We start from the raw sequence: 15,419 nt of genomic DNA on the forward strand, positions 1-15,419 counted from the left end.
AATATATAAGATATGTGTTACAGAAAGATACTATGAAAAGTAAGCTTTAATAAAGCTTCTTGTAACAAAATAAAAGACAAAGTCGAAAGATTGCTTTCGCTTTGTCCCATTCAAAATAGTTATGAAAATGAATAATTAAGCCAAGTAATAATTTATTAACTATGCCTCAATTGTTTTAAGGCCATCAGTCAAAACCTTTTTAAGAGTAGTTGCAGAGTCAGTCATTTTCTTACTTTCTTCTTCATTAAGAGGAACTTCAAGAATTTTAGCGATTCCATGACCATTGATAACAGCAGGTGTTCCAATGTAGATATCGTTTAAGCCATATTGACCATCCATATAAGCTGAAACAGGCAAGACTGCATCTTCATCACGTAAAATAGCTTTTGAAATACGAGCTAAGGCTGTAGCAACCCCATAGAAAGTAGCACCCTTTTTACTAATAATCGTGTAAGCCTTGTTACGAACGTCGTCTTCAATTTTTGCTAATTGCTCAGCAGTAACACCATTGTTCTTTGCCCAATCCAAGACAGGAAGACCACCAATTGTAGCAGCTGAATATGCTGCAAATTCTGAATCACCATGTTCACCCATAATGTAGGCATGAATTGAACGAGGATCATTTACATCAAATAAATCACCAAGTGCTACGCGTAAACGTGAAGTATCAAGGGAAGTACCTGAACCAATTACTTTATGCTTAGGAAAACCGGATAACTTCCAAGTAGCGTAAGTTAAAATATCAACAGGATTTGCAGCAACAAGGAAGATACCGTCAAAGCCTGATTCAACGATTGGTTTAACGATACTTGACAATATACGTAAGTTCTTATTAACTAAGTCCAAACGTGTTTCACCAGGTTTTTGTGGTGCTCCCGCTGTAATAACAACTAAATCAGCGTCTGTACAATCTGAGTATTCAGCAGAATAAATTTTCTTTGGATATGATAATGCTGTTGCATCAGACAAATCAAGAGCATCACCTTCTGTACGTTCTTTCACAACATCGACAATTCCGAATTCTTCAGCAACTCCTTGAAGAGCCATTGCGTAAGCGTAACTAGAACCAACAGCCCCGTCACCGACTAAAATAACTTTTTGATGATTTTTAATTTCTGACACTATAATGCATTCCCTTCATTAGTGAAATTATTAACACACTGATAGTATAGCACGTTTTTTTGAAAAATGTGAAGAAACTTTCAAACTTTTTTTCAAGAGTACAACATAGGTATCTATGGTATAATTTTAATTATAATATAGTGTAAAGCACGGGACAATTAAGTTCCGATTTTTTGGTATTCAAATTTTTTAAATGGTAAATAGCGGAAATATATATTGAATTATTTTAAAAATGAAAAGATATGGAGTGTAAAAAATGAAGTTAGTAATTGGGTTGGGAAATGTAGGAAAAGAATACGAGGAAACCAGACACAATGTTGGATTTATGGTATTGGATGCATTAGCCAAAAAAGAGGAAGTAAAATTCAATAAAATAAAAGATGAAGCAAGTTTAGCAGACTTTATTGTTAATGGTGAAAAAATAATGTTAGTAAAACCGCTCACATATATGAATGAATCTGGTAGAAGTGTTCGACCCTTGATGGATTTTTATAAAATTTCTGAAGAAGATATTATTGTGGTTCACGACGATATGGATCTCCCTGTTGGACATTTAAGATTAAGGCAAAAGGGTTCTGCAGGTGGACATAATGGAATAAAAAGTATAATTGCACATTTAGGTACACAAGAGTTTAAGCGAATTAAAATTGGAATTGATCATCCTCAACGTGTGAGTGTTGTTGATTGGGTGCTTTCAAAATTTACAAAAGAACAAAAAAATGAGTTAGAAAAAGGAATTGAACAAGCAATTGATGCAATTGAAAGTTGGATAGATACTGATGACTTTATGAAAACAATGAATCGCTATAATCATAAATAGCTACGTGAGTTATAGGGGGAAAAGGAGAACATGAAGTTGCACGAAGTTTTTTTTAAAAATTCTGAATTGTTGAGTTTTATGGACAATTTGGATAGTCAAAATGAATTTAGGGGACTCTTTACGGGCTTAATTGCATCTGCAAAGGCCTTATTTTTGGTAGAGATGCTGAAAAAAAAGAAAAGGAATATTTTGTTTGTTACTGACAACTTACACCATAGTCAACAAATGGAAAAAGAATTACAGGGATATTTAGATAAAAATCAAGTTTATTTATTTTCCGTTGATGAAGCAATAGCTGCTGAAGTTGCAATTAGTTCACCAGAATATCGAAGCAATCGAATAAAAGCTTTATCAGCATTATCAGAAAAAGATGTCCCTAAAATTGTAATCACTTCAGCAAGAGGTCTAAAAAAGAATTTACCTCTTTCTAAGGTTTGGAAAAATGCAAGAATTAAACTGGAAATTGGAGTTAACGTTGAGCAAAAATTTCTAATAGAAAAATTAAATGAATTTGGATATCAGAGAACTAAACGAATAGAAAAAAAGGGAGATTTTGCAGTCAGAGGTTCAATCATTGACTTTTACCCACTAAACACGGTTAATCCATTCAGAGTAGATTTTTTCGACGAAGAAATTGATTCTTTACGAGAATTTGATGTTGGGACGCAAAGAAGCATTGAAAATATAGAGCAAGTAGTAATATTACCAGCAACGGATGCTTTGATAGACAAATCACAAATAAAAAAAGCAATGCAAGTATTAAGTGAAGCATTGAAAGATAAAAAGAATATTATAAAGAATGAAGAAATTTATGAGAAATTAAAAAATACGATTGATGAACTCATAGAAAGAATAAAAGCGCAAAAACTTTTAGCTAGCGATACTGTTTTCTTTGATAAAATCATAGGAAAAAATGTGAACATTGTAGATTATTTGGCAGAAGATGATTTACTCGTAGTAGATGATTATCCTAGAGTATTAGACAATGAGAAAATGCTTGAAAAAGATGATCAAAATTGGAAGTTAGCGCAAATTGAATCTGGAAAAATGTTTCCAGATGAGATATTTGGAGAACCAATTAGAAAAATTCTTAAGAAAAGTAAAAATAATAGTTTGTTTTTATCGATTTTTGAAAAAGGAATGGGACAGTTAACTTTTAACCAAAAAATTGATCTTAAAATTAGAAGTATGCAGAATTTTTTTGGTCAGATTCCTTTATTAAAAACTGAAATAGATAGGTGGATGAATCAGAAACAGACAGTTATAATTTCAATTTCTGATAAGAATAGATTGGAGAAAACAGCTAGAACTTTAGCGGATTTTGGGATAAATGCTGTAATATCAAAAAAAGATAAAATTGTAAAAGGTCAAGTACAATTGGTACTATCAAATTTACTTAATGGGTTTGAATTACCACTACAAAATGTGGCTGTAATTACAGAAAATGAATTATTCAATAAAGTACCTAAAAAAAGAGTTGCTAGACGTCAGACAATGGAAAACTCTGAGAGATTGAAAAGTTATACAGAGTTAAAAGAAGGAGATTATGTTGTTCATATCAATCATGGTATAGGTAGATATATTGGCATGAGAACGATGGAAATAGAAAAAAAGCATCAAGATTACTTGACTATTGTTTATCAAGATGATGCAAAATTATTTTTACCGGTCTCGCAAATTGATCGAATTCAAAAGTATGTATCTGGTGAGTCTAAGGTGCCGCATATTAATAAATTAGGAGGATCTGAATGGAAAAAAACAAAGAATAATGTAGCATCAAAAATTGAAGATATTGCTGATGAATTGGTAGAATTATATGCAAAAAGGGAATTGCAAAGAGGATTTGCTTTTTCATTGGATAATGAATACCAAAAAGAATTTGAAGATGCCTTTCCTTATTCGGAAACACCAGACCAGTTAAGAAGTAGCAGTGAAATTAAGCGTGATATGGAAAAAAAGACCCCGATGGATCGACTATTAATAGGCGATGTAGGTTATGGCAAGACAGAAGTAGCGCTCAGAGCAGCATTTAAAGCAATCCAAGATCAAAAGCAGGTCGCTTTTTTGGTACCCACGACAGTTCTTGCGCAACAACATTATGAAACAATGTTAAGCCGATTTGTTGATTTTCCTGTCCAGGTCGGAATTTTATCACGATTTCAAACTAAAGAGCAAATTAAAAAGACAATAAATGATTTAAAACATGGTGTAATTGATGTTGTTGTTGGAACACATCGTTTGTTATCGCAAGATGTAAAATTTGCAGATTTGGGTCTTCTAATTATTGATGAAGAACAAAGATTTGGAGTTAAGCATAAAGAAAAATTAAAGCAATTGAAATCGCAGGTGGATGTTTTAACTTTGACAGCAACGCCTATCCCAAGAACATTAAATATGTCAATGTTAGGGGTTAGAGATCTGTCGGTTATTGAAACAGCACCTATGAATAGATATCCAATTCAGACGTATGTAATGGAACAAAATTATGGGACAGTTGCAGATGCTATTTCCAGGGAAATGTCCAGAGGAGGACAAGCTTTTTATCTTCACAATCGGGTTGCAGATATTGAAAAGACGGTTGCAGAGATTAAGGCATTTGTTCCTGAGGCGGAGGTTGCCTATATTCATGGGCAAATGACAGAAGTCCAATTAGAAAGAATTCTTGTTGATTTTATTGCCGGAGAATATGATGTTTTGGTTACCACAACTATTATTGAAACAGGTGTCGATATTCCAAATGTTAATACTCTAATTGTTGAAGATGCTGATAAAATGGGACTTTCTCAACTCTATCAACTTCGTGGCAGAGTTGGTCGAAGTAATCGGGTTGCATATGCTTATTTTATGTACCAAGAAAATAAAGTGCTTACTGAAGTTAGTGAGAAAAGATTGGAGGCAATTAAAGATTTCACTGAATTGGGATCGGGGTTTAAAATTGCCATGAGAGATTTGTCAATTAGAGGGGCAGGGAATCTTTTAGGTAAGCAACAACATGGCTTTATTGATTCTGTGGGTTATGATTTGTATACGCAGATGTTAAAAGAAACAGTTAATAGAAAAAAAGGAATAAAGAGTATCAAAAAGACAGATGCTGAGATTAAAATAAATATTGAGGCCTATATACCAGCAAATTATGTTGAAGATCAACGACAAAAAATTGAATTGTATAAACGTATTAGACAAATTGATAACGAAAAGCAATTTATTGAGATTCAGGAGGATTTGATAGACCGCTTCGGAGAATATCCAATGGAGGTAGCTAACCTTTTAGAACTGGGATTATTAAAAATGTTTGCTGATAAAGCATTGGTAGAGTTAGTCAGTTATAAAAACAATAAAATTATAGTAACATGTTCTAAGGAAGCAAGTTCTTTGTATGCAGCTACAGATTATTTGAAAGCAATTGCCCAAACTAGTATGAAAGCAACTCTTAAAGTTGACCAAGGAAAGATGATAATAACTATAGTCTTGCAACCAAAAACAAAATTGGAAAAAATAGTCTCTGATTTAACTGAATTATTTAGAGAATTGGTAAAAAAAGAGACTAAAATTAAAAAGGTAGAAGAAAATGAAAAACAAACCAGCTAGTTTTGCAATTAAAGGGGCTACAATACTAACTTTTGCCGCATTGTTGGGTAAAATTTTAAGTGCAATCTATCGAGTTCCCTTTCAAAATATGGTTGGAAATAGGGGTTTTTATATCTATCAGCAAATATACCCAATTTACGGATTAGCGATGACAATTGGACTGACAGGTTTTCCGGTATATATTTCTAAGATAATTGCAAAAGAAATAGACGAGAAAAAAAGAAATGAACAAATAATTGCGATACTATATATATTATTGATGATCGGGATATGTATTTTTTTGTTTTTATTTTTGTATTCAGATACAATTGCGAATTTTATGGGTGATAATAAGCTCAATTCATTGATAAAAAGTGTATCCTGGTTATATTTAGTAGTACCATTTCTTTCAGTTGCTAGAGGGTATAACCAAGGACGTCAAGAAATGATACCTACTGCTTTGTCTCAATTGATTGAACAAATTGTTAGGATAGGTTCCATAATTATTGTGGCATTAGTTGGTACCGTAAAAGGGTGGTCTCTCTATCAAATTGGGAGTTATGCATTTTTAGGATCAATTGTTGGCGCATTCTGTGCATTAGTATTCTTTTCTAATTTTTTTAAAGAAATAATTACTGCAAAATATTGTCCAAGTTTTTCGGTTACGCAAAAACTGTTTAAAGGAGTAGTTTCGGAAGGACTTGTTATTTGTCTTTTTGCCGCAATTTTAGTTTTACTACAGCTAGTTGATTCATTTACTTTAAAAAATGCATTACAAGCTAAAGGCTATGGAATGAAAAGTGCTGAAAACTTAAAGGGAATCTACGATCGTTCTCAGACGTTGCTTCAACTAGGTCTAGTCTTAGCTATGAGCTTTTCTACTAGTTTATTGCCAACGTTAATCAAAAATAAACTTGAAAGAAATGGGAAAAAATTTCAACAAGATATTCAACTGGTGTATAGAATCTGTATGAGTATTTCTATAGCAGCGACATTTGGATTAATAGTTTTAATGCCCGATATTAATAAGGCTTTGTTTGGCTCGAGTCAAGGAGACCTTGCTTTAAGTATCAGCATGCTGACTATTATTTTTGCAGGAATTATTTTGTTAGATAATGCGATATTACAAAGTACAAGTAATTATAAAAAAAATATACTTGTATTGATAGTGATCATGATAACTAAAATTTTAACGAATTTTCAATTTACAGTTTATTTTGGGATTGCGGGTGCAGCATGTTCTAGTGTTTTAAGTATGGCAATTGGAGCTTTTTTTTCAAAAATTGCATTGAAAAAAATGGCAATTAATAGGGGGGTAAGTAATAAATTTCTAAAAAAAGCGGTGAGCTGTTCACTAATCATGACTTTTGTCGTTTTGTTAGTTAGATTAAGTACACGGTTTTTGACGTTTTCAAGATTGGCAAATTTTGGACAATGTTTGCTTTGTATTCTAGTAGGAATAATTTCATATCTCTATTTTGCAAGATATTGTAATTTGTTTAGCGATAAGGAGTGGAAAAGTATTCCAGGAGGAAAATATATTATAAGTTTTTTTAAAAACAGAAAGGATGTATTATGAGATTAGATAAGTATTTGAAGGTTTCACGTATTATAAAAAGAAGAACAGTAGCAAAAGAAATATCAGATAAAGGAAGGATTAAAGTGAATGGTAAAGTTGCCAAGTCATCAACGGATGTGACAATTGGTAGTGAGCTTGTAATCTCCTTTGGAAATAAGATTCTGACAGTGAAGGTAACATCACTAAAAGAAACAGTAAAAAAAGATGAGGCCACAGATTTGTACGAAATTATATCGGAAGAATTTAAAGAAAATTTGAATTAAGTAAAATAATAGACTTGACTGGCTCAACATTGCTATAATTGGTGAGTATTAGAGTTAAGAAAGGAGAAACTTAGAAATGGCAACAGGACAAAAAATTAGGACATTAGATAATTCTTTTTACCGTGCTAATGAAGAAAGAAAAAAACAAAATGATTATCAAAAAAAGGTAAAAAGGATTCGCAAAATAAGATTTAAAATAATTATTCTTATTTTTTGTATTGTAGTCATTTTCTTTGGTTATCAAATTCTAAATACCAAGATTTTAACAGCTAATTTGAATAGGCAAATAAATACTTCACAAAAGAAACTAGACGATGTTAAGATTCAACAAAGTGATTTGAAAGAAAAAGTTAAGCAATTGAACGACAAAAACTACTTAGAAAAAATAATAAGAGAAAAATATTATTATTCTAAGGACGGTGAAACGATTTATAGCTTACCGATAAAATAAAACATAAAAAAAGCGGTCAGCTACTTTACAATCTATTGCATACCAGCTTTTGCGTGTTATACTATGGAGTATATAGTTTAAGGAGGAGCAACATTTTTATGTCAATTGAAGTGGGAGCTAAAGTTACAGGCAAGGTTTCAGGAATAACGAATTTTGGTGCGTTTGTTGAATTAGGCGAGAAAAAAAATGGTTTGGTACACATCAGTGAAGTTTCTGACGGATATGTAAAGGACATTCATGACGTCTTGAGCGTTGGTGACGAGGTCACTGTTAAGGTGTTATCAGTCGCTGATGATGGGAAAATAAGTCTATCAATTCGAAAAGCAACTGTCGCTGCTCCTCAACGGGAGAAGGCTCAAACTACACCTACTCATACTAATAGAGGGGAACGAAGTAATAATTATCGTTCCGGTGGTGCTGATGTAAAAGTGCATAGTCATAGTAGTAATCAACATCAAAACTATAAAAAAAATGAAAATAAAAAAGTAACTGAATCTAAGAAATCTGATTTTGATTCATTATTGTCTGGATTTTTAAAAGATAGTGAAGTAAGATTAACCTCTTTGAAGCGGAACACAGAGGGTAAGCGCGGTGGCCGTGGTGGCCGACGTAGTTAAAGCAGTAAATTCGATTGTTGTCATATAGCAACAATCGTTTTTTAGTAGGTTAAGCATATGAGAGATATAAAAAAATTATTTGTTGAGAATTTTAAAAAAGATTGTCCGAGTCAAAGAGTACTTGTGGCAGTATCGACAGGTGTAGACTCAATGGTTTTGTTACACTTATTGTGTTCTTTGCCGGAGAACATTAGACCAGACATTGATGTTGCTTATGTTGATCATAAGTTAAGGATTGAAAGTAGTGAAGAAACCAGTTATATTATTGATTTTTGTAAAAAAGAGCATCTTAAGTTACATATGTGTGAATGGTCCATTGGGCTCCATCCAAGCAAAGGAACAGAAGAGGCTGCGCGGAAATTCAGGTATGACTTCTTTTCAAAGATTATGAATGATTTTAAAATTGATATCTTATTAACTGCTCACCATGCAGATGATCAAGCTGAAACTTTTTTGATGAAACTTATTAGAGGAGGTAATATTCGACAGTTACAAGGGATTAAGAGAATCCGAAATTTTACAAGTGGAAGTTTGGTTAGGTTACTTTTGCCTTTTTCAAAAAAAGAAATTCAAAGGTACGCACAGAATGAAAATATAATATACTTTGAGGATATTACAAACAGTGAAGATACTTATTTTAGAAATAGAGTAAGGCATCAACTTGTTCCAAAAATGAAAAAAGAAAATTCAAAGTTTTTGCAGCATATTTCATTATATGAAGAACAATTGACTTTACTGCTAGATGCAACTGATGAACAGGCAGAAAACTATTTAAAAATTATAAAAAATGATGAAAAATTATTTTCAATTAAAAAATGGCTGGAATTAAGTGCGAATTGGAGATATTTTGTTTTAAAAAAAGTGCTAGAAAAAGAGTTAAGCGAGTTAAGTGAAAAAAAATTACATCAAGTTGAACAGTTTCTGACTAATAAAAATAAACCACAAGGGTTCATCAAATTAGAGTTCAATATTTTTTTAACGAAAAATTATGATTTTTTTTATTTTGAAAATAAAAAAAAGCAAGATGTGAAATCTCAAATTAACTACCAACTTGAGTTAAATTGTTGGAAAGTTCTTAATGATAAAGAAAGTATAGGAGTTTTTGAGTGTTTTAAGCAGGATGTTTTGGAAAATGACGATTTTTTTTGTTTTTCAAACCTGGCTTTGATGCCTTTAATGGTAAGACATCGAGAGGTTGGAGATAAAATACATACGGAAGTTGGGACACAAAAAGTCAAAAAAATTTTAATTGATAAAAAAGTCTCAAAAGAAGTAAGAAATAAAATATGGATAGTTACAACAAAGGAAAATCATATTTTATGGATACCTGGTATTAGAAAATCTGATTTGTCAGAGCGACTGGTAAATGATAAAATGCAATACATGATAATTTTTAGGAATAAAGTCTAGAAATGAGGTTAGGTATGAACGAGGATATCAAGGAAATTCTTTATAGTAAGAGTCAAATTAAAGAAGTTTCAAAACAAATTGGAAAGAAGTTAACTGCTGATTATTTAGACAAGAAGCCACTGGTTATTTGTGTTCTCAAAGGTGCAGTTTTATTTATGGCAGACATTATCAGAGAAATTGATACATATGCAGAGATAGATTTTATGGATGTTTCTAGCTATGGTGATGGAACTGTTTCATCTGGAGAAGTTAAGATTCTTAAGGATTTAGATGTTCCGGTTGAAGGAAGAGAGATACTAATCATTGAAGATATTATTGATACTGGTAAAACGCTGCAATGTTTAGTGGACCTATTGAAACATCGAAAGGCAAAGACTGTTAAAATTTGTACACTTCTTGACAAACCTGAAAGGAGAGTTGAAGGTGTAGTTCCTGATTATGTTGGTTTCCAAGTTCCAAATGAATTTGTAGTTGGATATGGGTTGGATTACCAAGGGATGTATCGTAATCTACCGTATGTTGGAATTTTAAAACCTGAAATTTACGAGAATAATTAATGGTCAATAATGGTCAAGTGTGTTATGATTTATGCGCTACTAGATTCGTAGCAATCTGTGAAGTAAATGAGGAGGAAGCAGATGAACAATAACAAGAATGGACTTTTCAAAAATAGTCTGTTTTATATTGTGATTTTCCTTGGGGTAACGGGAATGTTATATTACTTTTTTGGTAGTAAAACAGGTTCGCAATCTCAACAAATCCAATCAAGCCAATTTATTAGTGAACTAAAGAAGGATAATATCAAAGATTTTACTATGCAACCTTCTGGAAGTACTTATAAAATTACAGGGGACTATAAAAAAGCAAGAAAAGTTAAAGAAAGTACTGGATTAGGAAGCTTAACATCTGGAAGTAATAAGGTAACTTCATTTTCAACCGATGTGTTGACTAATGATGTCGCTGTTAAGCAAATTCAACAGTATGCTGAAAAAAATAATGTGAAAAATGGAACAAAAGAAGAAGAATCAAGTAGTATATGGTTGCAACTTTTAATTTACTTGTTACCAGTTATTTTCTTTATTTTCTTTTTCTATATGATGATGGGTCAAGCCGGTCAAGGCGGTGGCAATGGACGAGTTATGAACTTTGGTAAGTCCAAGGCCAAACCAGTTGATAAAAAGGCCAATAAAGTACGTTTTTCTGATGTTGCAGGTGCGGAAGAAGAGAAACAAGAACTTGTGGAAGTTGTTGAATTTTTAAGAGATCCACATAAATTTTTGGCACTTGGCGCAAGAATTCCTTCAGGTGTCTTGCTAGAAGGACCTCCCGGAACAGGTAAAACATTATTGGCAAAAGCAGTAGCTGGAGAAGCAGGGGTACCATTTTTCTCTATTTCTGGTTCTGATTTTGTCGAAATGTTTGTCGGAGTTGGGGCAAGCCGTGTACGTGATTTATTTGAAAATGCTAAAAAGAATTCTCCTTCAATTATTTTCATTGATGAAATTGATGCTGTTGGGCGACAACGTGGTAATGGTATGGGTGGAGGACACGATGAACGTGAACAAACACTTAATCAATTATTAGTTGAGATGGATGGTTTTGAAGGCGATGAGAGTGTGATTGTTATGGCTGCCACAAACCGTTCTGATGTTTTGGATCCAGCGTTATTGAGACCTGGTCGTTTTGATCGCAAGATTTTAGTAGGTCGTCCAGATGTAAAGGGTCGTGAGGCGATTTTAAAAGTTCATGCAAAAAACAAACCACTTGCGAATGATGTTGATTTAAAGATGGTTTCTAAACAAACACCAGGTTTTGTTGGAGCAGACTTAGAAAACTTGCTCAATGAAGCGGCATTGTTAGCTGCTCGTCGCGATAAAAAGCAAATCGATGCTTCTGACATTGATGAAGCAGAAGACAGAGTTATCGCTGGACCTGCTAAACGAGATAGAGTAATCAGTAAGAAGGAAAGAGAAACAGTTGCTTATCATGAAGCTGGACATACAATTGTTGGTTTAGTTTTGAATGAAGCTAGGGTAGTTCATAAGGTAACTATTGTGCCTCGTGGTCGTGCTGGCGGCTATGCTATCATGCTTCCAAAAGAGGATCAAATGCTTCTTTCAAAGCATGATATGAAAGAGCAAATTGCAGGTTTGATGGGTGGTCGAGCTGCGGAAGAAATTATCTATAATGAGCAATCTTCTGGTGCTTCTAATGATTTCCAACAAGCAACGCAACTTGCAAGAGCCATGGTTACTGAGTATGGAATGAGTGAAAAACTTGGGCCTGTTCAGTATGAAGGGCAAAGTAATATGTTTGCTGGAGGAGGCATGGTTGGCCAGCCAAACTATTCTGGACAAACAGCTAATTTAATTGATGATGAAGTTAAATCCTTATTAAATGATGGAATGGCTTCAGCGAAAGCAATTATTGAAGATCATAGAAAACAACATAAGATAATTGCAGAAGCGTTACTCGAATATGAGACGTTAGATGAAAAACAAATTCTTAGTCTTTTTGAAACGGGAGAAATGCCTATAAAGAAGGGTGAAGAATTTCCAAGTGAGAAGGCTGCAACTTTTGAAGAATCAAAGGAAGCTTTGAAAAGAAAAGAAGAAGAAAAAAAGAAAGAAAATGAAAAAACAGTAACTACTGAAGATTTAACAAAGACAGTTACTTTTTATCCTAAAGATAAATCTTGATGTTTTTTTACAAAATGGTGTTGGACTGAAACAGTAATTAGTTGGTAAATAACAAGTACTGTATATATGTAATAAAAATGGAGCTGTACCGAAATTTTTTTTGGAACAGCCCCTTTTTATTGCTATTACAGAGAAAGAGTATATTGGGGAGAAAATGTCTGATTATTTAGTGAAATCATTGGCGTATGATGGGCAATTAAGAGTATATGCGGTAGACACAACAGAAACAGTTCGAGAGGCTCAAAAAATACATGATACTTGGAGTACGGCAACTGTTGCTTTTGGTCGTGCAATTACTGGAACAAGTTTATTAAGCCAATCACTTTTAAAAAAAGATAATAAAATGACAGTAAAAATAGTTGGTGATGGGGTAATAGGCACAATTGTAGTAGATGCTAGAGCAAATGGTGACCTGAAGGGTTATCTTAGGGAACCTCATGTTCACTTGCCGTTAAACGAAGAACATAAAGTTGATGTGAAAAGTGCCATTGGAGAAAAAGGATTTATAGAAATTACAAAAGACTTAGGGCTTAAAATTCCATTTACAGGCAAGGTTCCTTTAGTTTCTGGAGAATTAGGTGATGATTTTACCTATTATATGGCTAAATCTGAGCAGATTCCTTCTGCGATAGGTGTGTCGGTTGTGAGTACTGATAATTTAGTTAAGGCTGCTGGTGGCTTTATGATACAGGTGTTGCCTAGTATAAGTGATGAAGTTTTAAGCATAATAGAGAAAAAAATAGCAGAAATACCTGCAATTTCTGTGATGATGGCAAATGGATTGACTCCAGAAAAAATAATTTATGAAATTTGTGGTGAAGAAAATACACAAATTTTAGAAAAAAAAACTATTAACTATCGGTGTGATTGCTCAAAAAAACGCTTTGGCGAACTAGTTTCTAGTATACCTAATGCTGATATGAAACTCTTAATTGAACAAGATCATGGTGCAGAGATTGTTTGTCAATTTTGCAAAAAAAAATATTTTTTTGATGAAGATGAGCTTAAAGTGTTAATGATCGATAGATAGATGTTTTATTGAAATTAAAAAAATTAAATTTGCTTTTTATGTCATGTTTAGGCAATATATATATGAATACTTTTTTGGAGGGATAATTTTGGGCAAAGAATTAAATATGAATGATCAACTTAAGGTCCGACGCGAAAAAATGGATGAATTAAGAATGGAAGGAATAGATCCATTTGGACATCGTTTCGAAAGAACTGCTATGACCAAAGAATTACATGATAAATATGATACAAGTACAAAAGATGATCTGGATAAAGCGGGAATAAAAGCTGTTGTTGCAGGGAGAATGGTTGCAAAACGTGGTAAAGGTAAAGTGGGATTTGCCGATATTCAAGACAGAGAGGGTCGTTTACAGTTATATATTCGAAAAGATGTAGTTGGAGAGGAAAAATATCATATATTTAAACGCTCAGATCTAGGTGATCATTTAGGACTTGTTGGTGAGGTCATCAAAACTGATATGGGCGAGTTAACACTTAAAGTGACGGACATCACTTTTTTGTCAAAGGCATTGAGACCTTTACCCGACAAATTTCATGGATTACAAAATGTTGAACAAATTTATCGTCAACGTTATTTGGATTTGATTTCAAATCATGATAGTTTTGAGCGCTTTATAAAGAGAAGTAAGATTATTACAGCGATAAGAAAATATTTAGATGAAAATAAATTTATTGAAGTCGAGACACCTGTTTTGCATAACCAAGCAGGTGGTGCCTCTGCACGTCCGTTCATTACGCACCACAATGCTTTAGATATCTCGTTGTACTTGAGAATTGCTCTTGAATTACATTTAAAAAGATTAATTGTTGGTGGGATGGAAAGAGTATATGAAATCGGACGTGTATTCAGAAATGAAGGTATAGATACTAAGCATAACCCTGAATTTACGATGCTAGAATCCTATGCGGCATATTTTGATTTTACTGATGTTATGAACGAAACGGAAGGAATTTTTAAGGCTGCAGCACAAGTTGTGTCTGATGATGGAATAATTGAGTATCAGGGTTCAAAAGTTGATTTTAATAAAGCATTTAAACGTGTGCATATGGTTGATATTATCAAGGAAGAAACAGGCGTTGATTTTTGGGAAGAAATGTCAATTGAAAAAGCAAGAAAAATTGCAGATGAAAAAGGTGTTCATTATGAAAAGTATTGGAAAGTTGGTCATATAATTAATGAATTTTTTGAGACTTTTTGTGAAGATAAGATAGTTGATCCTACTTTTGTTTATGGACATCCGGTTGAAGTTTCACCATTAGCAAAGAAGAACACAAAAGATGATAGATTTACTGATCGTTTTGAAATGTTTATTTTAGGAAATGAATATGCAAATGCTTTTACAGAATTGAATGATCCAATAGATCAAAGAAGTAGATTTGAGGCTCAAGTTGAAGAAAGAGAAGCTGGAAATGATGAGGCTGAAGGAATTGACGAAGATTACGTTGAAGCTTTAGAATATGGCATGCCGCCAACTGGAGGACTAGGTGTAGGAATAGATCGATTAGTAATGTTAATGACTGATGCTCCATCTATTCGTGATGTTTTACTTTTTCCAACTCTAAGATCGGAAGATAACAAATAGAATTATTTATTTTAGAATCAGAAGTTAATTACTTCTGATTTTTTTATTTTTTAAGATCTAGCTGTGTTTACTTGCAAAATAAAAAACATTTTTGTACGATGGGGACTCTTTAATTGGAAGCTTATAGGATAATAAAAGATATTATAATAATATGTTGACTAGTAAGGACTAGAGGTGTATAGTTATATTCGTTGCTTATTCAGAAACGTTGCACATGAAGAAAACAAATTTTAAAAAGTGTTTGACATTTCAGAATTGCGATGGTATTATATAAAA

The 15,419-nt window shown here is 32.9% G+C and carries 12 protein-coding genes; 11 read left to right on the top strand and 1 reads right to left on the bottom strand.

All coding sequences use genetic code 11. The features are described 5' to 3' along the window. Nucleotides 1–159: 159 nt before the first annotated feature. Nucleotides 160–1,122, bottom strand: coding sequence for an L-lactate dehydrogenase (locus FC80_RS00275; protein ID WP_057828149.1), 963 nt, complete (start codon nt 1,120–1,122; stop codon nt 160–162). 256 nt (nt 1,123–1,378) lie between these two features. Here FC80_RS00275 and pth point away from each other — a divergent pair, with 256 nt between their 5' ends. From pth to lysS, 11 genes are all read left to right on the top strand, one after another. Beyond that, nucleotides 1,379–1,942, top strand: coding sequence for an aminoacyl-tRNA hydrolase (gene pth, locus FC80_RS00280; RefSeq protein WP_057828150.1), 564 nt, complete (start codon nt 1,379–1,381; stop codon nt 1,940–1,942). A gap of 30 nt (nt 1,943–1,972) precedes the next feature. Further along, the gene (gene mfd, locus FC80_RS00285; RefSeq protein ID WP_057828151.1) at nt 1,973–5,530 is read left to right on the top strand and encodes a transcription-repair coupling factor; all 3,558 of its coding nucleotides are present in this window, start codon (nt 1,973–1,975) and stop codon (nt 5,528–5,530) included. Next, nucleotides 5,511–7,088, top strand: coding sequence for a putative polysaccharide biosynthesis protein (locus FC80_RS00290; protein ID WP_057828152.1), 1,578 nt, complete (start codon nt 5,511–5,513; stop codon nt 7,086–7,088). The genes mfd and FC80_RS00290 overlap by 20 nt, the downstream gene beginning before the upstream one ends. Then, nucleotides 7,085–7,351 (top strand): RNA-binding S4 domain-containing protein, encoded by a 267-nt coding sequence (locus FC80_RS00295; protein WP_057828153.1) that lies wholly within the window; start codon nt 7,085–7,087, stop codon nt 7,349–7,351. The genes FC80_RS00290 and FC80_RS00295 overlap by 4 nt, the downstream gene beginning before the upstream one ends. A gap of 76 nt (nt 7,352–7,427) precedes the next feature. Then, nucleotides 7,428–7,802 (top strand): FtsB family cell division protein, encoded by a 375-nt coding sequence (locus FC80_RS00300; protein ID WP_057828154.1) that lies wholly within the window; start codon nt 7,428–7,430, stop codon nt 7,800–7,802. Nucleotides 7,803–7,900: 98 nt separating this feature from the next. After that, nucleotides 7,901–8,419 carry a S1 domain-containing RNA-binding protein gene (locus FC80_RS00305; protein ID WP_057828155.1) on the top strand — a complete coding sequence of 173 codons (519 nt, stop codon included), beginning with the start codon at nt 7,901–7,903 and terminating at the stop codon, nt 8,417–8,419. Nucleotides 8,420–8,476: 57 nt separating this feature from the next. Beyond that, on the top strand, nt 8,477–9,829 hold the full coding sequence (tilS, locus tag FC80_RS00310) for a tRNA lysidine(34) synthetase TilS (protein ID WP_057828156.1): 1,353 nt from the start codon (nt 8,477–8,479) through the stop codon (nt 9,827–9,829). 14 nt (nt 9,830–9,843) lie between these two features. Further along, nucleotides 9,844–10,386 (top strand): hypoxanthine phosphoribosyltransferase, encoded by a 543-nt coding sequence (gene hpt, locus FC80_RS00315; protein ID WP_057828157.1) that lies wholly within the window; start codon nt 9,844–9,846, stop codon nt 10,384–10,386. Between the two features lie 81 nt (nt 10,387–10,467). Then, on the top strand, nt 10,468–12,528 hold the full coding sequence (gene ftsH / locus FC80_RS00320; RefSeq protein WP_057828158.1) for an ATP-dependent zinc metalloprotease FtsH: 2,061 nt from the start codon (nt 10,468–10,470) through the stop codon (nt 12,526–12,528). A 154-nt stretch (nt 12,529–12,682) separates the two neighbouring features. Further along, on the top strand, nt 12,683–13,558 hold the full coding sequence (hslO, locus tag FC80_RS00325) for an Hsp33 family molecular chaperone HslO (RefSeq protein ID WP_057828165.1): 876 nt from the start codon (nt 12,683–12,685) through the stop codon (nt 13,556–13,558). 43 nt (nt 13,559–13,601) lie between these two features. Next, complete coding sequence (gene lysS / locus FC80_RS00330; RefSeq protein WP_420806298.1) at nt 13,602–15,143, top strand: lysine--tRNA ligase; 1,542 nt, start codon at nt 13,602–13,604, stop codon at nt 15,141–15,143. Nucleotides 15,144–15,419: the final 276 nt, after the last annotated feature.

This window comes from Liquorilactobacillus cacaonum DSM 21116, from assembly GCF_001436735.1.
Taxonomy (GTDB): Bacteria; Bacillota; Bacilli; order Lactobacillales; family Lactobacillaceae; genus Liquorilactobacillus; species Liquorilactobacillus cacaonum.